Raw genomic sequence first — 22,409 nt, 5'->3', positions numbered from 1 at the left:
CTGCAGTTTTGCAGGAATATTTCGCGGACAGCGCTTCTCGACGCAAAAAAGATGTACTTTTGCAGGTTTTTTGCACGCGGGCTAGTGATTTGAGACGAGCATGTTTTTCGCTCGCCGACGTACAACCTCGCTAGCAAGTATCTCGTTCGCCGCCATATGGGCCCTGCCAGCAAGCAATTCACTAGCCGCCATGCTTAACTCGCTAGCAAGTATACCGGCGTATCTTTTTCCACGCAGCCAACGCTTCACGTTCCGATGCGGAACGATGCTTTCGGCTCAACGCCGGTGGAGGCGCCTATCGCCGCTGACGCTGCTGGGGACGATGGTTTTTCATCGTTGCGTGGAAGTCTCCGCGAAACGATGTTTTTCAATCACTATTTCAAACGAGGAGTTTTTGCAAAATGAAAACGATGATCGCGCAAACTATAGACCGGCACGCCGGCAAATTCAAAGAAATATCCGGCTTTATCGGGGCGAATCCCGAGTTGGGCCATCAGGAATTTTTGGCCGCCGTCAAGCTTACCGAACAGTTGGCATCCCATGGCTTTCAGGTTGAGCGCGGGATTCTGGACATACCCACCTCGTTTCTCGCCACCTACGATTCCGGCAAGCCGGGACCTGTCGTCGCTTTTCTGGCCGAGTACGACGCGCTTCCCGAGCTGGGCCATGCCTGCGGGCACCATTTGATTTGCATGATGAGTATCGGGGCGGCCGTAGGCCTGCAGTCCGTCCTCGCGGAAACAGGCGGCAGCATTCGCGTATACGGAACCCCCGCCGAAGAGACGAAAGGCGCCAAAGTGCCGATGTCCGAAGCCGGGCTGTTCGACGACGTCGACATTGCGCTTATGGCCCATCCCTACTATACGTATGAGAAATCCGGCGAATCGCTCGCGATGGACGCGATACAGTTCGAATATTTCGGCCGTTCCGCCCATGCCGCTGCGCAGCCTTACGAAGGCATTAACGCGCTGGATGCGGTGCTCCAGCTGTTCAACTCCATCAACGCGATGCGGCAGCAGGTCAAATCGGACGCGAGAATTCACGGCATTATCAGCGAGGGCGGCAAAGCGCCGAACATCATTCCGGACTACGCCGCCGCGCAGTTCTACGTAAGGTCCGCCTCCCGCAGCTATACGGACGAACTCGTGCAAAAAGTGCTGCGCTGCGCGGAAGGCGCCGCTCTCCAAACGGGCTGCACGCTGCAAACGTCCAACTACGAGTATTCGTACGACGAGCTGCGAACGAATGAGACGCTGTCGGCGGTTTTTACGCGCAACCTTGCGGAAATGGGCATCGCGGAGGACGAGATTGAAACCGGCAAAGATCACGGATCGCTCGATCTCGGCAACGTTTCGACGCATTGCCCGACCATTCATCCGTTCGTCAAAGTCGTGGACGAGAAACATATGCTTCACACCAAAGAGTTCCGCGATTTGGCGATGCAGGACAGAGCTTTGGAAGGCATGATTTTCACCGCCAAAGCTTTGGCCTTCACCGCTTACGACGCCATAGCCGACAAGGAGCTGCTCGACAAAATCAAAGCCGAGTTTGCAGCCGGCCAGTAAGCCCCTTCAAAAACTTGCGGCCGCCGCCTTCGCGGACACCTGCTTCAAGTCGAAGCGGCAGCGGCATTCCGCGGGGAGCAGCCGTCCTCTTTGCGCCGGTCGAGGCGGTGCACGATGGAGCAGTCGCGGACACCTGCTTCAAGTCGAAGCGGCAATGGCATTCCGCGGAGAGCGGCCGTCCTCTTTGCGCCGGTCGAGGCGGTGCGCGATGGAGCAATCGCGGACACCTGCCTCATGTCGAAGCGGCAGCGGCATTCCGCGGGGAGCGGCCGTCCTCTTTGCGCCGGTCGAGGCGGTGCACGATGGAGTAAAACAGCAGCATGCCTGCAACTCCGGTCAAGCCGATCAATACGGCCATCGTCCACGAAGGCAGGATGCTCCCAAGGATGACGCCGCCCCCGCCGATCAGCAGAGCGATTTTGTACAGCATGCCGTTTACCGCCATGTAAGAGCTTCTTGCGTGCTCCGGCGCCATATTTCCCAAATACGCCTGGTTGACGGGAACATACATCAACTCGCCGCACGTTGCGATGAGCATGGACAGCAGCAGAAGCCATGGCTGATTGCTGTATACCACATAGCTGTAACCGGCAATATACAGCGTATATCCGACGAACAGCACCTTTTTGTCCGGGAACCGTCCGATAACGAATCTCGCAGCTGCGGAAAGCAGCACGACAAGCACCGTATTTTCCGTCCGCAAAAAGCCGACCATCTGTAGGCCATCGACGTGCAAGGAAATGGTGCCCCAATCGATGAACGGCGCGTCCATCATCTCTTTGCCCAGTCGGACGGCAACATAATTCCCCGTGTGGAACTCTACCGAAACGAGCAAAAGACACGCCACGGTAAATACCATAAACGTCGAATCTTTCATTACCTGCGCGTAGTTCGCCCACAGGGACATCGCTTTCGGGCGTTCGCCGCCCTGCGCATCCGCCTCTTTGAAGGGCACGTACACTTCTTCGATGAAAAAATAAGTCACGAGCAAAGTGATCAGACCGATGCAAGTCAGCAAAACAAACAGTTCGAACAAATACGATTTGAATAAAAACGCCCCTGCAATGCCGGCAACTGCAAGCGACAAGTTGTTGATCCAATATTTGAACGCGTACATGTATTTGCGCGATTCGGGCTCCGTGACGTCGAGCAGCATCGCATCGTTCGCCGGGGCGTGCAGCCCCCACAGCATGCTGACGAGAATCATCATCGCGAAAGTGACGACGGGCGATTCGAACCAGGGCGAGTTGGACATCGCCATCGCGGCAAATGCCGCCGTGCACCCGGCTTCGGCTGTGAGCATCAGCTTTTTGCGGCCGATCCGGTCCGCATAGTAGCCTCCCCAAATGCCGGCGGCCAAACCGGCCAGGATGCCCGCAATAACGGCCAAACCCGCAGTCGTATCTCCCAGCTTTCCGGAAAAGTAAATGGACATGAACGGCAGCACCATATTGTTGGCGGTTCCAGACAAAAACGAAAGATAAAAACGAATCTTAACATTGCGATGAAAATCCCGAAATTTCACGAGCCACCTCCGTTATTAGACAAGCCTCTGTCCTTACCTCAATTGACCAAAGTTCAATAAATGCTCAAAAAAATTTATGACCCCTTCCCTTCGCTGCTGCGCAGAAACATAGCGACACCAAGCAGCAGCAGACACCCGGCCCACATCTGCATTCCCGTAATGGATTCTCCCAGCAGGAAGTAAGCGAGCAGCGAGGCTCCGAGCGGTTCCCCCAACACGGTCATGGATACCGATGCGGCGTTCATATATTTCAGCAGCCAGTTAAATATGTAGTGGCCGAACACGGTCGGCACGACGGCCAAAAGCAGAAACACGCCCCAGTCGTCAAGCGAATATCCCGTAAAAGACTTGTGCATGCAAACGTTGTACACCGCAAGAACGAGTCCTGCGCTCAAAAAGACAAAAAAACTGTAGACAAAGGCGGAGATGTGTTCGCGCAAGCTTTTGCCCAGCAGCATATGAACCGCAACTGCAACTGTCCCCAGCAAAGAAAGCAAGTCTCCCTTAAGCCCCTCGCCGGAAAAGCGGAAATCTCCCCACCCGATGAAGATCGCTCCGGCAATGGCCATAATCATGCTCAGCACCGCCGTACGGCTTGTCCGGTGACTGAACAGCAGAAAAGATCCCAGCATGACAAAGATCGGCTCAAGTGTAAGAATCGCGGTGGAACTTGCTACGGTCGTGTAATTCAGCGAATCCATCCACCATAAAAAATGCAGGCCCAAGGCGGCGCCGGAAGCCGCGATCCGAATCCAGTTCCGCACAGAGATGCGCGACATTTCGGCCATATACCGCCAGACAAAAGGCAGCATCAGCACATTGGTCAAAAGCAGCCTGTACATGGCCAGCACCGAGGCGGGCGCATCCGACCATTTTACAAAAATCGCAGAAAAAGAAATGGCAATAATTCCAACGGCAAGAAATAAAATAAGCGGTACTTTGATTTTACTGTTGATTGGCATACGTAAACTCCCCGGTGTCTTCATCTGGCATAAGTTGCCGTATTAGTATATCGAAGGACGGGCGGCTTGCCAACCACTTGACAAAAAACTTTTTCAATTCCAACATTTTCATATATAATTTAATCGATACAATTCGGATTTGTGATAATGGGGGTTGCACTGTTGACGTCATCCAATAGCATAGAACAATGGAACAAACTGGAATATGATCCACATTACATCCAGGAAGTGGTCGAAGCTTTAATGGAGCACGCTGCAGTAGCTTTTGCCGTTTGCGATCTTCAGCATCATGTGAAGTATATCAATCATAATTTCGAGCAAATGTTCGGCTGGCATCAAGAAGAGCTGCTTGGCCTCCCCCTGCCGACCATTCCTGAAGAGGAACTGGACGCGTATGAAAAGCTGCTTCTTGCCCACAGATGGGAATACGACAAAATGGAGCATCGCCGCAAGCATAAAAACCGCACGAATATTCAGGTGAATGAGACGGTCGCCCCGATCCGCAATCAGGAAGGGAGCATCGTCGCTTACGCCAGCATGATTTGGGATGTGGGAGAGTATAAAAAGACCGAACGGAGCCTCCAGGAAAGCAGACAGCAGTTCCAGTCTTTGTTTGACAACAATCCGGATGCGGTCGTCTCGCTTGATTCGTCAGGCAATCTGATCGGCTTCAATCCCGCAACCTGCAAGCTGACCGGCTATTCGCAGGCGGAATTTGGTCAGCATTCGCTAAGGGAGCTTTGCGTGCCGGAACATTTGGACAAAATCATCGGACGGCTGGAGCGCACGCTGCTCGGGCGGCCGCAAAATTTTGAAACCGCAATTGTTCATAAAAACGGCTCCCGCATCGAGCTTAACGTCATTCTCGTGCCCATTTCGATCAACGGCGCCATCAGCGGCGTCTACTTCATAGCCAAAAACATCACGCAGCAAAAGGAAGCCGAAGATTTAATTCAATACATGGCTTACTACGATGCCTTGACAGACTTGCCCAACCGCAGAATGTTCGAGCGGAAAGTGATGTCGCATCTGGGCGAAGCCGACAGCCAGCGCAGCCAAATCGCCATTTTGTATCTCGACCTGGACGGATTCAAATTCATTAACGATTCGCTCGGACACGGAGTCGGCGATCAGGTTTTGAAAGAGGTCGCCAAGCGGCTGAAAAGCAGCGTCCGCGAGCAGGATACGGTCGGGCGCATGGGCGGCGACGAGTTTACGGTCTGTCTGCCGCTGATCAGCGGTCAGGACGACGCCGCGCCGGTTGCGGAGCGGATTTTGCACGAAATTCGCAAGCCTTTTGCCTTGCAGGGTCAAGATTTTTACTTGTCGGTCAGCATCGGCATGGCGTTCTACCCGGAGCATGGCTGTCATGCGGAAGATTTGATCCATAACGCCGACACCGCTCTGTACAAAGTGAAAGAACAGGGCAAAAACCATGTGAAAATATATTCCAAAGCGATGCACGAGGAAGCCATTCACCGCCGCCAGCTGGAAAACGAGCTGCACAAAGCGCTGCAGCACGATGAATTTGTCGTCCACTACCAGCCGCAAATCGATGTGAACACGAATGCCGTCGTCGGAATGGAAGCGCTTGTACGCTGGGATCATCCGACGCGCGATCTTCTGTACCCGGGCGATTTTATCGCCATTGCCGAAGAAACCGGCCTGATCGTTCCGATCGGCTCGCGCGTCCTGGAAATTGCCTGCAAGCAGTGCAAAAGATGGCAGGAACAGGGCCACGGGGACCTGCGCATCGCCGTCAACCTTTCGCAAATTCAGCTCAGAGACGAGGAACTCGTCCGCTCCGTGAAGCAGGTGCTCGATCAAACCGGCCTCCCTCCCGCTTCGCTGGAGCTGGAAATTACCGAAAGCATCGCAATGCACAACACCGAGCCGATCATTGAGCGTTTGAACGAACTTGTGTCCCTGGGCATCCAAATCTCGATCGACGACTTCGGAACAGGCTTTTCATCGCTCAGTTATTTAAGCAAGTTCCCGATTCACCGGCTCAAAATTGACCGTTCTTTTATCACCAACATAACGAACCGTTCGGAATCCGCAATCGTTGCATCTATCGTCGGACTCGCGCAAAATTTGAACCTCGGCGTCATCGTCGAAGGGGTCGAAACCGAGCTGCAAAAAGATGCGCTGCCGCGGCTCGGATGTTACGAAATGCAGGGCTATCTGTTCTGCAAGCCGATGCCGGCCTCGCTGTTTTCCACGCTGCTGGACGGAAATTTCAATTAAAAAAAAGCCTCGGGGACGTCAAACTGTCCTCAAGGCTTTTTCTTCATTAATTCAGCACGGCTGTTATATGTTTCGTCGTGACCGACCAGTGTGAAGTGTTCCAGATCGACTCTTTATTTTTGAAATAAAGAATTTGCGGCGAAGCGTGCTTGACCCCCAAATCCTCGGCGATTTGATTGGATACCGGGCGGGTTTCGATCACTTTAACCAAATAATAGTCGACGTCTTCGTTCGGGCTGCCAGCCAGGTACTCATCGTACTCTTCAAGCGCGCTCGCGCTTACCGGACATGCCGTACTGTGCTTCAGGACAACGGTAGGCTTACCGGAGGATTGCTCCAAAACTTGCTGCCATTGTTCTAGCGTAGTCAATTCTTTCCATGTAGACATATGAATAACTCCCTCCCTCTCGTACTTGAGAATTATTATAATTTAAGGGAGCGGCATATGCAAATGGTGATGCCGACGGAATCAATGAATGTCAGGCAATCTTCTCAAAAGCCGCTCGATGGACCGGTTCGCTTCCTTCAGCACCGTAGGCTTGTCAATCGTCCGGATGATGCGGTCCCTCATGACGATTTTGCCGTCGATCATCGTCATTTCCACATCGGCGCGGGTCGCCGAATACACCAGTCTGCCGTAAACGTCGACTTCGGAAGAAGGATACGTGTGGAAATCGTTGAGATCAACCAGCACAAGGTCGGCTTTTTTCCCTTTCTCGATGCTGCCGATTTCCTCTTCCATCCCCATGACGCGAGCGCCGCCCATCGTCGCCATGCGAAATACGGTTTTCGCGTCCATGGCCGTCGGTCCATGCTGCACCTTTTGCAGGTGCGAGGACAGCCTCATTTCGTGGAACATATCGAGATTGTTGTTGCACGGCGCACCGTCCGCGCCCAGGCTGAGAATGATCTCCCTGGAGAGCAGATCGGGCACTTCGGCCACACCCGAGGCCAGCTTGAGATTGGAGCCCGGGCAATGGCTCACTTTGACACGGTGTTTGCGAAGAATTTCCTTCTCCTGTTCGTCGAGCCAAATGCAATGAGCGAGGATCAAATTCGGATTCGCAAGCCCGATATGCTCCAGATAGACGATATTGCGCATGCCGCGCTGAGCTTCGACCAGTTCGATTTCCTTTTGATTTTCCGAGGCGTGCGTATGGACTTTGACCCCATATTTAGCGGACAAATCTCTGACCTGGATGAGCAGCTCCTCCGTGCAGGAGACGACGAACCGCGGGCAGAACGCATACTGCAGCCTGCCGCCGTCGTGGTTGTGCCACTTCTCCAAAAGCTTCACGCTTTCCCGAACCGAGTCGTCCGTCTTCTCGATCAGCATGCTCGGTACTTCCGAGCCGTAATCCATCATCACCTTGCCGGACAACGCGCGAATGCCGCTCTCCGACATGGCGCGGAACGCCGAATCCGTATGATTGACCGTCTCCATATCAACGATCGAAGTCGTCCCGCTGCGAATCAGCTCGCCGAGTCCCAGCATCGCCGAATAATAGACGGATTCCTCGTCATGCGCAGCTTCAAGCGGCCAAATCCGCTTGCGCAGCCAATCGAGCAGCTCGAGATCGTCCGCCTGGCCGCGGAACAATGTTTGGCACAAATGAATGTGCGTTTGAATCAAACCGGGAATCAGCACTTTTCCCGCTGCGTCGATCACTTCATCGCCGGCTTCCGGCGCAATGGACGACCCGATTTCGACAATCCGGTCCCGTTCGACCCTGACGTCGCCGACAAATACTTCCTCCTGCCCGTTCATCGTGACGATTTGCGCTCCTTGAATCACTATTCCTGCCATTGTACATACCTCCGGTTTCCAATTGGGGATGACTGCATCCCATAATTCGCATCTTCCGCTCGGATGCTGCTATAATGAAAGCAAAACTTATCCAAAAGAGGAAGAGTATACATGCCAAATCCTCAGCTTATGACTAGACGTTCTTTTTTTAAAAAAGGGCTTGCTCTTGCCGGCTCCTTGTTCGCTGCAGGCGGTCTGACAGCTGGCTACTCAGCCTTTGTGGAGCCGCGCCGCTACGAAATTATGCGCCATACGCTCCGTTTCAAAAGGCTTCCCGAAGCTTTTCACGGCATCAAACTGCTGCAATTCAGCGACACTCATATCGGCCACCATTTTAATCTCGGTCATTTGCAAAAAGTAGTCGACCTGATTGCGCGCGAGCAGGCGGATTTGCTTTGTTTTACAGGAGACTTGTTCGATACGTCCGTAACGGAAGATCCCGCAGCAACAAGCGAAATCCTGTCGCAGCTAGAAGCGCCGTTGGGCAAATGGGCCGTGCTGGGCAACCACGATAAATATTCCGGCGTCAAAAAAACCGAAGACATGCTCGCAGGAGGCGGCTTCACCACCTTGGTCAACCGGCACCAGACGATACGCCACAAAGACGGCTTCATCCAAATCGCCGGCGTAGCGGATATGCTGACAGGCAATCCGGACATCTCCCAAACCCTCAAAGGTGCGGATTCCGGAGCTTTCACCCTGCTGATGTCGCATTCGCCCAATTTTGCCGACAAGGCTTCCAAGCAAGCGATCGATCTGCAGCTGTCCGGGCATACGCACGGAGGCCAAATCCGGCTCCCGTTCATCGGCGCCCTGGTCACCCCACCCCTCGGCGATAAATATGTAATGGGGCATTATACCGCAGCCGGGTCCGAGATGCAAGTGTACACGACCCGCGGGATCGGCACGACACTGATGCCGATGCGCTTTTTGTGCCGGCCGGAAATCACCGTCCTTACGCTTGAAAAGCAAAAGCCCTGAGCTTCCGTAGAAGCTGCCCAGGGCTTACGACTCCACCTCTTGCGTCATCTCATGAATAACGCTCCCACCACCAAACCGCCGATAATTCCCCACACAGAGCTCAAACCTAAATATTGCACCATAATAAAGTAAGCGGCCGCTATCAGAAAAGGCAAAAATTTGACCGGACCGTCCATCGGCGCAAAAGCGAATTTGATAAAATCGTAAGCAAGCATCGCGAGCATAACGAAGATGACCGGCTGAATGCCTTTGATCATGCCGCGAATGACGGAATTGCCCGACAGCTTGCTCATCACGCCCACAAGCAGCACCATCAGCAGCGCAGTCGGCATCACGACGGCCAACACGGCCACAGTCGCGCCAAGCCAGCCTGCGACCTTAAAGCCGATGTAGGCGGCCAATTTCGTCGCAATCGGCCCGGGAAGCGCGTTGCCGAAAGCGAGCGCCTGACCGAACTCCTCCTTGTTCATCCAGGCGAATCTGCCTACCGCCTCATGCTCGTACAGAGGAATAATCGAAGGCCCTCCGCCGTAACCAAGCATCGTAGATCTTCCAAAACCGATAAATAATTCCCACAATTTCAACCACATATTTCTCCACTCTCTCCTGCAGCATTTGAATCAAGAATACACGAATGGCATTCCGATCTCAACTAATCTTGTCTAACGTGAAGAAATTGCCGGAACAAAAACACTGCTTTAAGTTTCAACAAATCGTTCACTTTTTTAAAATCGACCTGCAGCAAATCGCTGATTTTCTCCAGCCGGTAAGTCACCGTATTCCGGTGAATAAACAGCTGTTTCGCCGCTTCGCTGACCTGCCCGTCGTTGCGGATGAACACTTCCAGCGTGCGGATCATCTCCTGCGAATACTCCGCATCCTTCTCCAGCAGCGGCCGCAAAATTTTCGTGCAATAATCCTCCATGACGGCGGAAGGAACCGTTTGAAAAAGATGCGCGAACTCAATCGTCTCAAAATGGAGCACCCGGTCGTGCAGCTTCAACCGCCCCGCAAGCCTGTGCGTCTCCTGGCATTCCATGTACGCTTCCCGGAGCGCCGGCGGCTTCAGCTTCACCGGGCTCACATAGAAGGCCACCTCCCCGTCGTCCTCCACATTGACGGCATCCGCCGCATATTTGGACAGCAGTTGAGTCAGCTCCTCTTCAGGAAAGCCGTCGGAAAGCGAGGTCGAATAAATCGAAAACAGCTGATCCTTCATCGCAAAATGATGCGCGCGCAGACTCGAAGATTTGGGTTGGGATTCCAAATACTGCTTAAGCTCCTTCAGCTTGCGGAATTGCCCGTCTTCGGCGAGCGGCGGCATGCCGGTAATTTTGGCAACGACGCATTGGTAAGCTCCCGTAAACAGGTTGACGCCTCTGGCGCGCGCCTGCTCCAAAAACTCTTCAAGGGGAGCTCCTTTCTCCAGATAGCGGACGAGGCTGTTCTGAAGATCCCTCTGCATCGACGCTTCCACATGAGACCTGAACGTGAAACCCATGTGAAACGACAAAATATCCGCCGCCTGCTGAAACAGCCCTTCCTCCACGTTCGCCAGCAGCACGGCATCAGGCATGACCAGCAGACTGCCCAGATGCTCATCGTCCTGCTGCATCAGAGCGACGCGGTATGCGCGTTCTTTTCCCGCGTGCACCCAGCCCGCTTTGCGCTTCCAGGGCCAATTGAACTGCAGCTGCTCGGTGCTCCATGCGCTTGTGTTGTACATCACCTGATTTTTGGCTCCCACAATCGCCATCGGATACCCGACAATATCTCTGATCCATTGAAACATCGAGGCCATGTCATCCTGCTTCAAGCCGAATTGCAGCAGCTTTTTTTGCTTATCGAGCACACTTTGCAGCACCTGCGTATTGCGGCGGTATTCCGCGTTAAAGAGTGCGTTCATCTGATCGGAAAAAGTAAATTGAAACGGCATTTCAATAATGGGAAAATGCAGCCGATCCGCCTCTTCGACGACGACCTTCGGCAGTTCCGACCAAAACCGCCCCAATTTGATGCCCAGCCCCGCAGCCCCCCGGTCATTTAATTTGCGCAGCAAATTGACCGTCTCTTGAGGGTTATCCTTCATGGCAAAAGCCGTCGTAAACAGCATTTCTCCCGATTTTGTCCAATCCGCTATATCCGGCGCATCCATAACATTCACGGACTTGACAATGCGTGAGTCTCCCTGTTTGCCCGCTACCAACTTCGCTTCAGATAAAGGATAAATGGTTAACGCCTCTCGAATGGTAAGATGCATAACGATTCCCCCTTACGTCTTTTTATCGATTATAGGATGCCGCCACCGTTCAGTCAATGAATTTATGTTATATTTTATTACATAAATGCGGGAATGATGAATTTTTCATGAAATTTTTTCAATTATATGTTATGTTAAATGACATAAATATGTCATTTGTAGAAAAGACAAATTGATCGGCTTGTCGGTGTAAACCGCCCAACAGCGTGCCGCATGTGGCCGATCGACCGCCGTCACACGGCGCAAAACCGGGGGCCGCGTGCGCAGCCTCCACACCACGCACCGGGAACCGCGTGCGCAGGTTTCCACATCGCACGCCGGGAGCCGCACGCGTAGCTTCCACACCGCGCATCGGGAGCTACGTGCGTAACCTCCGCACCGCGCACCGGGAACCGCGTGCGCAGCCTCCGCAGGTAACCATCCCACCGCCTTGGGCTGGTTTGCACAAATGACCCTTCTTCGCGAGTCTGATGTGGTTGAGCAGCAGCATGAAAACCTGCAAAATGCAGGTTGCCCAAGAAAGTAGCGACATATTGGTCGTAAAACTGCACAACAGGCCATGAAGCAGCTTGGTAACGAAAAAACCTGCGAAAGTGCAGGTTTTCCCTCTTAAATTGGTCTATTTTCTCGAAAAACCTGCAAATGTGCAGGAATTTTCGCTGAAAGTGAATCCGGGTCCATATGTTCGGCGAAAAGCCTGCACTTTTGCAGGAATTCTTCATGGATGGCGATCAAAGACGTAAATTCATGTATTTTTGCAGGCTTTTTCGCTGGAATCGATTCATTTTGCGAAAAACCTGCGATTGTACAGGAATTATCGTTCAGAAGGGGCCTAACCCTACGTTTTATCGCAAAAAACTGATATAAAAAATCAGATTGTTGATCAAGTGACGGGTTAGAGAAAGCGTTGAGGCCGCAGCAGCCACTCTGCCCCAACCTATGTGGGTCGGCCGCCTTCATGGGGTAGTAACAGCGTCGCTGACACCACCCGCAAAGTAGCAGAAATTATACGGGAAACTTATTGATGACCTCGTTATATTCAAACTGTGCATCGGTGATAGCTAGTTTCGAATATACTTCCAGCGATTTTCGGCTTTCATGCCCGGAATAAGGCTGAACCAGTGCATCATCGATTCCTTGCTTTTTCAGCCAGGTCAGCAGAAAGTGGCGGAGCATGTGTGGTGACAGATTTTGAGCCAGTTCAGCTTCCACGGAGTATTTGGCCAAAATTTTGCGGATTCCTCGCTCGGTGTATTTTTTCTTACAGGAGGATTCAAATAAATACACCGCCTTCTTCTTTTTCATCGAATCTGCGTGCATGGCCAGCAACTCTTCAAAGGTCTTCGGGAGCGTTTTCACGATCATCATATCCTGAAAAGTTCCTAAAAGAGTGAGTACCGGAACTTATATTATTCATAGGGGACTAAGCTAACAGGCAGCATAGTTTTTCAAGAATATGCGCCGCCAACATTTTGATGTTAATGGGAGCCTTTTGAAGTATACTTCTCCACCATTTTATTCAAATAATCTCGATATTCTTCAACATAGGTCTTCGGCTCTACTATTTCCAGATTTGTCCCGAAACTCGCTAAAAACTGAAAGCCAATACTGTTTTGAGGAACATAGATGGTGGCTAAGAAATATTCAGAACTGTAGTTTTCAATACTCTTTCGACCGTACCTTTCAATGAATTGATCTTTTATGCCAGGCGAAATCAACGCCTTGACTGTGACTAGTTCCGGTTGATAACTTGCTTCCTGCTCTTGTTCCAACAAATCATCTCTAGGGCTAAACGTTTGTTCATTCATTTTAAGATGATCGATCCGAGATAATTTGAACGTTCTATATCTCATGCGATGTAAACAGAATCCTTTCAAATACCAACTCGTTTCGCTAAAATGAAGCTGATAGGGCTCGACAGTTCTTTTCGTCGCAGTGCCATTTTTATCTATATAATCAAATGAAACTAATCTTCTCTTTAATATGGCTTCCTGACATGTCTTCAAGGTTTGACGAATCTCAGACCGACCCTCCCAATCATAAAAAGACAGTTGAATTGAACCTTTCGGAGCCAATGGACTAACCATGGCTTCTATTTTTCTGATTGTTACTTCAACTTCTTCGCTAATTAGAATTTGTTCCAATCCGCCGAGCGCAGTCAATATATTCTCTAAGTCGGAGCTGCTTAAAAGACGTTTATCAACCTTGTATTCATCCATAATGCCGTAGCCGCCATGAACTCCAATGACCGAATAGATAGGGATGTTTGATAAACTCAAGGTTTCCATATCGCGAAGAATCGTTCTTTTGGAAACGTTAAATAATTGCGCGAATTCTTTGGTGGAAACAACCTCTTTTTTCAGCAAGATCATAATGATAGAGATTAATCTCTCAACTTTTTCCATCGGTTCCCCTCTTTTTTTCTACTTTAGTATGAAACGGTGACATACTGCTGTCACCTCTTATAAAGTATACTACATTTATAACAAGAAGGAGGTATTGCTTTATGGCAGCTATTGTATATTTAAACTTTGATGGAAATGCAGAACAAGTGATTGAATTTTATTCGGAGGCTTTAAGTGCAATTGAAGTAAAAAAAGCGAAATTTGGGGATATCCCGCAAGATCCAAACTACCCGATGCCGGAAAATGAGTTAAATATGATTATGGAATCTTCCATAGAATTCGCAGGCGGGAAAATCATGATGTCGGACATTTTGCCTTCAATGAAGGCGGTAACAGGCGAGCTGGTGAAAGGGAATAATGTTCTGATTAGCCTGGTCATCGATGATAAGCAAAAACTGGAAGAATACTTTGGTCAATTGTCCCTTGGCGGCCATGTCATCATGCCGTTATCCAATTATCCTTGGTCTTCGTGCTTCGGAATGCTAGTTGATAAGTTTGGGGTTAACTGGAAATTTAATAGCGACGCAGATCAGTTTCTTGATAACGTAATCTCCAACAAACAGTAACTTATTCTGAAAAATGGTCTTCCAACTGAAGGCCATTTTTTTATATACCGATGGAGGCACGATTTATGAAAAATAGCTATTTTTCGCTGATCTTTTTTCTGGCTTTAGGTATATTTGGCATCATAACAACTGAAATGGGCATGATCGGAGTTCTTCCCCAAGTCACTCAAAAGTTTCACATAGCACCCTCGGAGGCCGGGTACCTTGTGAGTGCATTTGCTTTCATCGTTGCCATTTCAGGCCCATTCCTAACATTACTCGCTTCCGGAATGAATCGAAAAGCGATCTTACTATCCGCTATCCTGATGTTTGCCATCGCTAATTTGGTGTATGCTTATACGACCAGGTTCGAAGTTATGCTGGCTTTCCGGATTGTTCCTGCGTTTTTCATCCTGTCTTTTTTTCGATTGCGCTCGCGACCGCTGCCAGCCTTGTTCCTCCCGAAAAGAGCGGCAAAGCGGTCACCCAGGTTATGGCCGGAGTAACCGTTGGATTCGCTTTTGGCGTGCCGATTACATCCTATCTCTCCACAAAAATTTCGCTGGAAGCTGCTTTCCTGTTTGGAGCTATTGTGAGCGTCATTGCCTTTATAGGCATACTGGTCTGGCTTCCTTCAATGCCTGTTAAGGAAAGAATGTCTTTCGGCAAGCAGCTCGGCATATTGCGCAAACCTCAATTGTGGTTAACGATCTTGATCGTGGTGATGATCTTTACAGCGATGAGTTCGGTTTATAGCTACTTTGCCGAATATCTCGGAGAAGTCACCCATATGAACGGTACCTGGATCAGCGCGATGTTGATGATCTTTGGCGTCACCATGATTGCAGGGAACTTCTTGTTCGGGTTCTTTCTGAACAAAAGCATGACAAAAACGGTTATCCTGTTTCCTCTCGTATATGCGGTCATTTACTTATTTACTTATTATTGGGGTTCTCATTTTTGGCCGATGGCGGTCATCGTATTTGTGTGGGGAGCTGTGCATTCCGGGGGACTTATTCTAAGTCAAGCCTTGTTGATGACTGATGCGAAAGAAGCTTCCGAATTCGGTAACAGCTTATTTGTTTCCTTTTCTAATGTTGGCATTACGGTAGGGACATGGATCGGCGGCTTGTTTATTTCCCAGTTGGGCGCGCATCAGCTTATCTGGAGCGGTATTATGCTTTTGTCGCTTACTTTCTTACTGATCATGATAAAATCAGCAATTTCCAAATCACATGTTGAGAAAGCAAGCATGAATTAACGGATATATGATAAATGTAGAAAGGAAATTCTTTTTCAAATATGGAACTGGATCATTTAATTCCCGTAAAATCGAGAGAAGAGTTGAGGTTTTGGCTACAGGAAAATAGTAAAATTAAAAAATATTGTTGGGTCTTGGTTAGTATGGCGCCCAAATCGGATACGCTCTTATATTTGGACGCGGTCGAGGAAGCTTTGTGCTTTGGATGGATTGATGGAGTCAAGAAGAAAATATCTGAAACGGGGCTGGCTCAGAGACTGTCCCCTCGAAGCAAAAAAAGCTCATGGACTGAATTGAATAAAGAACGTGTCCGCCGCCTCGAAAAGTTGGGTTTGATGACAGACGAAGGAAGAAAGGTTCTTCCTGATATGGATTACGATTCTTTTCGAATCGATTCGGTTATAGAGCAAAGGCTGAAAGAGGAAAAGCATGTATATGAGAACTTCAAGGCATTTCCGGATCTGTATAAAAGAGTTCGGATCGACACGATACAAAGCATAAAAAATCAACCGGAATTATTTGATAGCAGATTAGACAAATTCATAGCAAACACGAGAGAAAACAAAATGTACGGCCAATGGAATGATAATGGACGTCTACTAGATATTTAAGTTGCTCTGTGGCAATTTTCAAACCTTTAAGCCAGCCAGATTATAGCAGAAAGAGATCTCGCCAACACTTTAACAGTAAACGTCACATCCAACCCGTCTTCAACCGCGCGTTCACATATAGAGGCAATCCGGTCGAGGAGGTTGCCTGTATGCCTATGAAAGGACATCCCCGTTACTATGGGTACGTAGTTTAACGAACAGGCTACAATTGGTACATTTATCATTCATAAAGAGAACTCTCAAAAGTGGAGGGTTCTTACATTTTTATCCATGTGTTAGCGGGTAGTGTCAGCTACGCTGGTACTACCCCTTCATGCAACGCAATATCGCACGCTGGTAGCTGTGAGCGGTACGAAACCTCTCCTTCATGAGTTGCAGTGCTGAAATAGGCCCACGACTCTTCCTGCACAGGTTGCGGTGTTGAAGTGAGCCACGTCTCTTCCTTCACGAGTAGCGGGGCTGAAGCGGGCCGTCCCTCCTCCTGCCCGGGTTGCGGGGCTGAAGCGGGAGGGGACTAGGCGGCTTGGCAGTGAAAAAACCTGCGATAGTGCAGGCTTTTTCTGTAAAAATGGTTCATTTTGGTGAAAAGCCTGCGATAGTGCAGGAATTTTCGGTGAAAATGAGTCTGAGCCCATGTTCGCGGTGAAAAGCCTGCACAATTGCAGGAATTTGTCGTGGTCAGCGTTTCCATCGGGCAAAAACTGTACTTTTGCAGGTTTTCTTCGCGCAACCGGGCAGATTGTACGACCGTCTCTGGCGTGAGGGTTTCTCCACAGCAGGGCACCGCGCGCAGCTCCCAGCACGCGGTGCCCTGCTGCATGTAGTCGGTCGGTCGACCAATCGTTCGAAACAAGCGCACCGTGAAGCAAAAGAATGTACTTTCACAGGTTTTCCGACCGCTGAGCAGTCGGTGATAGCCCGGTCAGCGAGTTTTTCGAAAGCGCCGCATTGCAAGGTTTTCTACATTGGCTAAGCCGGTATCACACGAGCGGGCGCGAGGCATTTCAGCAATCTGACGCGCCTCTTTTGCCCGCCTCACTTGGATGTGACGCGGAACGAGCCGATGCCGATCGTTCCCAAATTCCCGTCAGCATCCGTAACCCGGCCTTGCGCGGTTATCATTTTGCGGGACTGGTGGACAACCTCCGCCGTAACGAGCAGCCGCCCGGCATGGAGCGGCGACACGAACGTTACATTCAAATTCGTCGTCACCACTTTTTCCTGCGGCCGCTGCGCCATCGCGGCGATGCCCATCGCATTGTCAAGCAGCGAGGAAAGCACGCCTCCGTGTACGATGCCGATCGGGTTTAGATGATGCGCCTTGGCATCGATGGCTATCGTCACCTTGCCTTCGTCCATGCCGACAAACTCGCAGCCAAGGTAGCCCCAGAACGTCGGCTCGGCGAGCTCCGCCATTCGCTGTAATTCTTGATTTTGATCCATGCAGCTCCCTCCCTCCGCTCTTTTCCGTATCCGCCGCTCTCTTTATTTGGCTTCCCGCTCTTCCTCCAGCAGTTGGCGGCGCAGCACTTTGCCGACCATCGTTTTCGGCAGCGACTGGAGAAACTCTACTTGTCGCGGCACCTTGTAGGCAGCCAGCCGCTCGCGGCACCACGTTTCCAATTCTCGCTCATCGAGCTTCATTCCTGCTTTTACGACTACGAACGCTTTCACCGTTTCTCCCCGGTAAGCGTCGGGAATCCCTGCAACCGCGGCTTCCAGTATGGCCGGGTGCTCGTAAAGCACTTCTTCGATTTCCCGCGGATATATATTGTAGCCTCCTGCGATGATCATATCCTTTTTCCGGTCGACAATCGCAAAATACCCGTCCTCATCCATCGTCGCCATATCTCCCGTGTACAGCCAGCCGTCAATCAGCGTTGTTTCCGTTTCTTGCGGCCGTCCCCAGTAGCCTTTCATCACCTGCGGCCCTTTTACGATAAGTTCGCCGATTTGCCCATAAGGCAATTCTGCGCCTGTGGCAGAATCGACGACTTTCACATCCGTATCGGGAAACGGAATGCCGATCGTGCCGATTTTGCGGTAGCCCCACAGGGGGTTGGCATGGGTCACCGGGGAAGCCTCGGTAAGTCCGTAACCTTCGATCAGTCTGCCGCCCGTCAGATCCTCGAACCGCTCCTGCACCTCAAGCGGCAGCGGCGCGGAACCGCTGATGCATACATTAACGGACGACAAATTGTATTGGCGAATCCGCGGATGGTTGATCAAGGCGATGTACATCGTCGGCGCTCCCGGGAAAATAGTCGGCTTCAACTGCGAAATAGCGCTCAAAATCGGCTCCGCTTCAAACTTGGGTATCAGGATCAGCATGCCGGCCGTAAGCGCGGACTGGTTGAGCAGCACCGTGAGCCCAAATACGTGAAAACAGGGCAAAGCCCCCAAAAAGCGTTCCTCTCCGTCCTTGATCCGGTAGCACCAGTTCCGGCTCTGATACGTATTCGCAATCAGATTGAAATGCGTCAGCATTACCCCTTTGGACACGCCTGTCGTCCCGCCCGTATACTGCAGCAGGGCCAGATCGTCCACCGCATCGACCTCCGCGCAAATCGGATCGGACCGGGAGGCGCGCAGCAGCTTTTTGTAGCTGTACACGCCCTTGCCGTAAGGAATGCGCAGCCGGATGCCGTCTTTTCGCACTTTGACCGGGTACAGCGCGCTTTTCGGAAAAGGCAAATAATCTTTGATCGATGTGACGATCACGTGCTTGAGAGCGGTCTTTTCCTTGATTTTGTGCACACGTTCGAAAAGCAGGTCCAGCGTAACGATCGCAACCGCGCCGGAATCGGAAAGCTGGTAAGCCAGCTCGCGTTCCTTATACAGCGGATTCGTCTGGACGACGACCGCGCCGAGCATCAGGATGCCGAAATAGGCGATAACCGCCGACGGACAATTCGGCAGCATGATGGCGACGCGGTCGCCCCTGCCGATGCCCAGACGCTGCAAAGAGCCGGCAAAACGGAAGGAAGACTCCTGAACTTCTTCGTAATTCAGCGTCTTCCCCATAAAATAAAGCGCCGGGCGAGCCGGAAATTTCCTGGCCGATTCAACAAGAAAGAGCGCAAGATTATGCTTCGGGTAGTCGTACGTCGGCGCCACTTCGCCGGGATAATGGCGCAGCCAAGGCTTTGCGGAATTCATACAAAACCATCCCCTTCAGCTTCCTGGAGTGGAGCTTGCCTGTCTTCGCAATTAAAGGGCGACTATACGATATATTTCTCCCCTTGTACGACACGCGCTGCGATTTCGCGCTTCAAGCTTACGGTATTGACCGGGGAGCGGCGGGACAGCTTTTTCAGAATCGACAGCTGCGTGCGCAGCATATCGCCTTCCTCCATCGCGCTCAAACACGTTCTCGCCAAGCTCTCCACCGTGCCAAACGCATCGTGCACAAACACGGCCGTCATCCGGACCGCATGCTCCGCCTTCTCTTCCCCCGCCCGGTCGATCAGCTTGCGGGTGCGCAGCAGCACGCTTTCGGCAGCAAAAATTTGAATCATCATATCGGCCAAACCGCCGAGCACTTCCTGCTGCTGCTCCAGCGCCGGCCCGTACTTTTGCACGGCCAAAGCCCCCGTCATCAAAAATATGTTTTTCGCTGCCGAGACGAGATGCGCCTCCTCCGCAAGCGTCCCTTCGAACGATTGACCGGGCACGAGCGAAAGCAGCTCGGCTTGCAGCGCCTGCGCTTTTTGCAGCAGCGGCAGCTCGCCTTTCATTGCTTTTTTGATGAGCGTGCCGGGAATGAGCAGGCGGTTGATTTCGTTCGTACCTTCAAAAATCCGGTTAATCCGCGAATCCCGATAAATACGCTCAATGTTGTACTCCTGGATGTAGCCGCAGCCTCCGTGAATTTGCACCCCTTCGTCGGCGATTCGGTCCAGCGCTTCGGACGCGAACACCTTGTTGATCGAACATTCCAGCGCGTATTCGGCGATTGCTTTGGCGGATTGCTTGCCCGCATCCCCGCTCGCCAAATCCATATCCCCCAGCAAGCCGTCGAACAGTCCTGCCGTTCTATATACCATACTTTCCATCGCATAGGTTTGAATATTCATTTCGGCCAATTTGCCCGCGATCAGCGGGAAGCGCGAAATCGGCGTGCCGAACTGCTCGCGCGTATTGGCGTAGCGGCTGGACAAGCGGATCGTTTCCTTGGCCGCGCCAAGACAGCCTGCGGCCAGCTTGAACCGGCCGATGTTCAAAATGTTGAAGGCGATCACATGGCCCCGGCCGGCTTCACCGAGCAGGTTTTCCACGGGAACGTGAACATCCTCGAAAAACAGCGGGCGCGTCGAGGAGCCTTTGATGCCCATTTTTTTCTCCTCCGGCCCCAGCGTGAAGCCCGGAAGACCTTTTTCCACGATAAAGGCGCTGAAATCCGTTCCGTTGATTTTGGCGTAGACGATAAAAATATCGGCAAAACCCGCATTCGTAATATACAGCTTCGATCCGTTCAAAATGTAATGCTTGCCGTCCGCGGACAGGCGGGCCGTCGTTTTGGCGCCGAGCGCGTCGGAACCTGAAGCCGGCTCCGTCAAACAATAAGCGGCGATTAACGCCCCTGTCGCAAGCCCGGGCAAATATTTCCGCTTCTGCTCCGGCGTGCCGAAGAAGACGATCGGCAGCGTGCCGATTCCGACGTGCGCTCCGATCGACAAAGCGAAGGAAGAAGCGCGGGCCAGGTTTTCGGTGATCGCGGTCGTACTGACTTTATCCAGCCCCAGGCCGCCGTACACTTCCGGCACATCCGCGCCCAGCAGCCCCAGATCGCCCGCTTTGCGCATGAGCCGGACGGTAAGCTCGTAGTCCAGCTTTTCCAGCTGCTCGTCGTGCGGCAGCACTTCCCCGTCGACAAAATCGCTCGTCGTCTCCGCAATCATGCGGTGTTCTTCCGTAAAATCCTCCGGCGTCACGATGCTGCGGAAATCCGTGTCCGCAATGATGAAACTGCCGCCGACCACTTTGTTTTCCATGCCGTCTCCCTCCTCAGCTGCCGGCCGCTTCCTTGGCCGGATGAACTTCAAACACGCCGGCGGCTCCCATCCCGCCGCCGATGCACATCGATACGACGCCAAATCCGCCTCCCCGGCGCCGCAGCTCATAGATCAGACTCGCCGTCAGCTTCGCACCGGTGCAGCCGAGCGGATGGCCGAGCGCGATCGCCCCGCCGTTCACATTGACCCGCTCCTCATCCAAATCCAGCTCGCGGATAATGTGCACGCATTGGGAAGCGAACGCCTCATTGATTTCATACAGGCTTACTTGGTCTTGCGTTAGACCGGCCATGCGCAGCGCTTTCGGAATGGCCTCGACCGGGCCGATGCCCATCAATTCCGGCTCGACGCCCGAGAGGGCGAACGCGCGAAACGTCGCCAGCGGCTCCAGGCCGAGCGCTTCGGCCCGCTCGCGGCTCATCAGCACGGCGGCGGCTGCGCCGTCCGACGTCTGTGACGCATTGCCGGCCGTCACGGTGCCGGCAAGGCTGAACGCAGGCCTCAGCTTCGCGAGGCCTTCCATCGACGTGTTCGGCCGGACGCCTTCGTCCGTATCGAATACGAACTTCCGCTCGAACGCCCGCCCGCGTTCGTCGATGCCTTTGACGCTCGTGCCCACCGGCACGATCTCGTCTTTGAAGCGGCCCGCCTGCACGGCGGCGGCGGCCCGCCGGTGGCTGCGCACCGCGAAGCAGTCCTGGTCTTCGCGGGAGATGCCGAAGCGGCTGGCGACCGCTTCGGCCGTATGACCCATGCCCATATACACCTCGGGCATGTCGGTCGCAAGCCGCGGATGCGGCGAGAGCTTGAAGCCCGTCATCGGGACGTGGCTCATGCTCTCAACGCCTCCGGCGACGATCGCCTCTGCATGGCCCAGCATAATGCGCTCCACCGCATAGGCGATCGCCTGCAGCCCGGAGGCGCAAAACCGGTTGACCGTGATCGCCGGCACGGTCACGGGAAAGCCCGCGTACAGCGACATCGCGCGGGCGAAGTTCAGCCCCTGCTCGCCTTCGGGCATCGCGCACCCGATGATCACATCTTCGACGTCCTCTTTGGCAAGCCCCGGTGCCCGCCGGACAGCTTCCTCCAGCACGGCTTTGCCGAGATCTTCCGCCCGCGTCTGGGCCAGACTGCCTTTCTTCGCGCGGCCGACCGCCGTGCGCGTGATCGATACGATAACTGCTTCCTTCATCGGCTTCACCTCACAGCTTGATAGGAATAG

17 protein-coding genes and 1 pseudogene are annotated in these 22,409 nt (G+C 52.4%); 6 read left to right on the top strand and 12 right to left on the bottom strand.

Going from position 1 to position 22,409, the window contains the following annotated elements:
* Nucleotides 1–401 precede the first annotated feature (401 nt).
* Nucleotides 402–1,565: a M20 family metallopeptidase gene (locus AC6RNO_RS00175; protein WP_488436422.1), complete on the top strand. Its 1,164-nt coding sequence runs from the start codon at nt 402–404 to the stop codon at nt 1,563–1,565.
* A 232-nt stretch (nt 1,566–1,797) separates the two neighbouring features.
* Here AC6RNO_RS00175 and AC6RNO_RS00170 read toward each other — a convergent pair whose 3' ends face one another.
* Entirely contained in the window at nt 1,798–3,090 is a 1,293-nt protein-coding gene (locus AC6RNO_RS00170; RefSeq protein WP_497104152.1) for an MFS transporter, read from the bottom strand.
* Between the two features lie 74 nt (nt 3,091–3,164).
* Nucleotides 3,165–4,052, bottom strand: a complete 888-nt coding sequence (locus AC6RNO_RS00165) for an EamA family transporter (protein ID WP_497104151.1) — start codon at nt 4,050–4,052, stop codon at nt 3,165–3,167.
* 162 nt (nt 4,053–4,214) lie between these two features.
* Between AC6RNO_RS00165 and AC6RNO_RS00160 the strand changes: the two genes are divergently transcribed.
* Entirely contained in the window at nt 4,215–6,299 is a 2,085-nt protein-coding gene (locus AC6RNO_RS00160; RefSeq protein ID WP_497104150.1) for an EAL domain-containing protein, read from the top strand.
* Nucleotides 6,300–6,345: 46 nt separating this feature from the next.
* Here the strand turns inward: AC6RNO_RS00160 and ytxJ are convergent, their stop codons facing one another.
* A complete protein-coding gene (gene ytxJ / locus AC6RNO_RS00155; protein WP_474687215.1) occupies nt 6,346–6,687 on the bottom strand; it encodes a bacillithiol system redox-active protein YtxJ in 342 nt (113 codons plus the stop codon).
* Nucleotides 6,688–6,768: 81 nt separating this feature from the next.
* Nucleotides 6,769–8,106 (bottom strand): 5'-deoxyadenosine deaminase, encoded by a 1,338-nt coding sequence (locus AC6RNO_RS00150; protein WP_474687216.1) that lies wholly within the window; start codon nt 8,104–8,106, stop codon nt 6,769–6,771.
* 111 nt (nt 8,107–8,217) lie between these two features.
* Here AC6RNO_RS00150 and AC6RNO_RS00145 point away from each other — a divergent pair, with 111 nt between their 5' ends.
* A complete protein-coding gene (locus tag AC6RNO_RS00145; protein ID WP_474687218.1) occupies nt 8,218–9,087 on the top strand; it encodes a metallophosphoesterase in 870 nt (289 codons plus the stop codon).
* A gap of 44 nt (nt 9,088–9,131) precedes the next feature.
* Here AC6RNO_RS00145 and AC6RNO_RS00140 read toward each other — a convergent pair whose 3' ends face one another.
* The 4 genes from AC6RNO_RS00140 to AC6RNO_RS00125 form a co-directional block, all read right to left on the bottom strand.
* Nucleotides 9,132–9,677 carry a chromate transporter gene (locus AC6RNO_RS00140; RefSeq protein ID WP_474687220.1) on the bottom strand — a complete coding sequence of 182 codons (546 nt, stop codon included), beginning with the start codon at nt 9,675–9,677 and terminating at the stop codon, nt 9,132–9,134.
* A gap of 62 nt (nt 9,678–9,739) precedes the next feature.
* Nucleotides 9,740–11,347: a PucR family transcriptional regulator ligand-binding domain-containing protein gene (locus tag AC6RNO_RS00135; protein ID WP_497104149.1), complete on the bottom strand. Its 1,608-nt coding sequence runs from the start codon at nt 11,345–11,347 to the stop codon at nt 9,740–9,742.
* A gap of 1,005 nt (nt 11,348–12,352) precedes the next feature.
* Nucleotides 12,353–12,715, bottom strand: a complete 363-nt coding sequence (locus tag AC6RNO_RS00130; RefSeq protein ID WP_497104148.1) for a tyrosine-type recombinase/integrase — start codon at nt 12,713–12,715, stop codon at nt 12,353–12,355.
* 110 nt (nt 12,716–12,825) lie between these two features.
* The gene (locus tag AC6RNO_RS00125) at nt 12,826–13,752 is read right to left on the bottom strand and encodes a helix-turn-helix transcriptional regulator (protein WP_474687226.1); all 927 of its coding nucleotides are present in this window, start codon (nt 13,750–13,752) and stop codon (nt 12,826–12,828) included.
* 101 nt (nt 13,753–13,853) lie between these two features.
* On the opposite strand from AC6RNO_RS00125, the gene AC6RNO_RS00120 reads away from it, so the two are divergent.
* The 3 genes and pseudogenes from AC6RNO_RS00120 to AC6RNO_RS00110 all read left to right on the top strand — a co-directional run bounded on the left by AC6RNO_RS00120 (nt 13,854) and on the right by AC6RNO_RS00110 (nt 16,169).
* The gene (locus AC6RNO_RS00120) at nt 13,854–14,318 is read left to right on the top strand and encodes a VOC family protein (protein ID WP_497104147.1); all 465 of its coding nucleotides are present in this window, start codon (nt 13,854–13,856) and stop codon (nt 14,316–14,318) included.
* Between the two features lie 65 nt (nt 14,319–14,383).
* A pseudogene (locus tag AC6RNO_RS00115) lies at nt 14,384–15,558 on the top strand (MFS transporter).
* A gap of 41 nt (nt 15,559–15,599) precedes the next feature.
* Nucleotides 15,600–16,169, top strand: coding sequence for a YdeI/OmpD-associated family protein (locus tag AC6RNO_RS00110; RefSeq protein ID WP_497104146.1), 570 nt, complete (start codon nt 15,600–15,602; stop codon nt 16,167–16,169).
* Nucleotides 16,170–17,204: 1,035 nt separating this feature from the next.
* Here the strand turns inward: AC6RNO_RS00110 and AC6RNO_RS00105 are convergent.
* The 4 genes from AC6RNO_RS00105 to AC6RNO_RS00090 form a co-directional block, all read right to left on the bottom strand.
* The gene (locus tag AC6RNO_RS00105) at nt 17,205–17,612 is read right to left on the bottom strand and encodes a PaaI family thioesterase (protein WP_474687139.1); all 408 of its coding nucleotides are present in this window, start codon (nt 17,610–17,612) and stop codon (nt 17,205–17,207) included.
* 42 nt (nt 17,613–17,654) lie between these two features.
* Nucleotides 17,655–19,328 carry an AMP-binding protein gene (locus AC6RNO_RS00100; protein WP_497104145.1) on the bottom strand — a complete coding sequence of 558 codons (1,674 nt, stop codon included), beginning with the start codon at nt 19,326–19,328 and terminating at the stop codon, nt 17,655–17,657.
* Nucleotides 19,329–19,390: 62 nt separating this feature from the next.
* Nucleotides 19,391–21,163 carry an acyl-CoA dehydrogenase FadE gene (locus tag AC6RNO_RS00095; protein WP_497104144.1) on the bottom strand — a complete coding sequence of 591 codons (1,773 nt, stop codon included), beginning with the start codon at nt 21,161–21,163 and terminating at the stop codon, nt 19,391–19,393.
* Nucleotides 21,164–21,176: 13 nt separating this feature from the next.
* Nucleotides 21,177–22,379 (bottom strand): acetyl-CoA C-acyltransferase, encoded by a 1,203-nt coding sequence (locus AC6RNO_RS00090; RefSeq protein ID WP_497104143.1) that lies wholly within the window; start codon nt 22,377–22,379, stop codon nt 21,177–21,179.
* Nucleotides 22,380–22,409: the final 30 nt, after the last annotated feature.

This window comes from Paenibacillus sp. sgz302190 (genome assembly GCF_059820445.1).
Note: the sequence above shows the minus strand (reverse complement) of the source record. Positions and strands in the feature narration are given on the sequence as shown.

Excerpts from the sequence above, each read along its gene's own strand:
- AC6RNO_RS00165 (WP_497104151.1), bottom strand. The coding sequence starts at position 4,052 with ATGCCAATCAACAGTAAAATCAAAGTACCGCTTATTTTATTTCTTGCC.
- AC6RNO_RS00100 (WP_497104145.1), bottom strand. The coding sequence starts at position 19,328 with ATGAATTCCGCAAAGCCTTGGCTGCGCCATTATCCCGGCGAAGTGGCG.
- AC6RNO_RS00095 (WP_497104144.1), bottom strand. The coding sequence starts at position 21,163 with ATGGAAAACAAAGTGGTCGGCGGCAGTTTCATCATTGCGGACACGGAT.
- ytxJ (WP_474687215.1), bottom strand. The coding sequence starts at position 6,687 with ATGTCTACATGGAAAGAATTGACTACGCTAGAACAATGGCAGCAAGTT.
- AC6RNO_RS00135 (WP_497104149.1), bottom strand. The coding sequence starts at position 11,347 with ATGCATCTTACCATTCGAGAGGCGTTAACCATTTATCCTTTATCTGAA.
- AC6RNO_RS00090 (WP_497104143.1), bottom strand. The coding sequence starts at position 22,379 with ATGAAGGAAGCAGTTATCGTATCGATCACGCGCACGGCGGTCGGCCGC.
- AC6RNO_RS00105 (WP_474687139.1), bottom strand. The coding sequence starts at position 17,612 with ATGGATCAAAATCAAGAATTACAGCGAATGGCGGAGCTCGCCGAGCCG.
- AC6RNO_RS00130 (WP_497104148.1), bottom strand. The coding sequence starts at position 12,715 with ATGATGATCGTGAAAACGCTCCCGAAGACCTTTGAAGAGTTGCTGGCC.
- AC6RNO_RS00175 (WP_488436422.1), top strand. The coding sequence starts at position 402 with ATGAAAACGATGATCGCGCAAACTATAGACCGGCACGCCGGCAAATTC.
- AC6RNO_RS00125 (WP_474687226.1), bottom strand. The coding sequence starts at position 13,752 with ATGGAAAAAGTTGAGAGATTAATCTCTATCATTATGATCTTGCTGAAA.
- AC6RNO_RS00120 (WP_497104147.1), top strand. The coding sequence starts at position 13,854 with ATGGCAGCTATTGTATATTTAAACTTTGATGGAAATGCAGAACAAGTG.
- AC6RNO_RS00150 (WP_474687216.1), bottom strand. The coding sequence starts at position 8,106 with ATGGCAGGAATAGTGATTCAAGGAGCGCAAATCGTCACGATGAACGGG.
- AC6RNO_RS00140 (WP_474687220.1), bottom strand. The coding sequence starts at position 9,677 with ATGTGGTTGAAATTGTGGGAATTATTTATCGGTTTTGGAAGATCTACG.
- AC6RNO_RS00145 (WP_474687218.1), top strand. The coding sequence starts at position 8,218 with ATGCCAAATCCTCAGCTTATGACTAGACGTTCTTTTTTTAAAAAAGGG.
- AC6RNO_RS00110 (WP_497104146.1), top strand. The coding sequence starts at position 15,600 with ATGGAACTGGATCATTTAATTCCCGTAAAATCGAGAGAAGAGTTGAGG.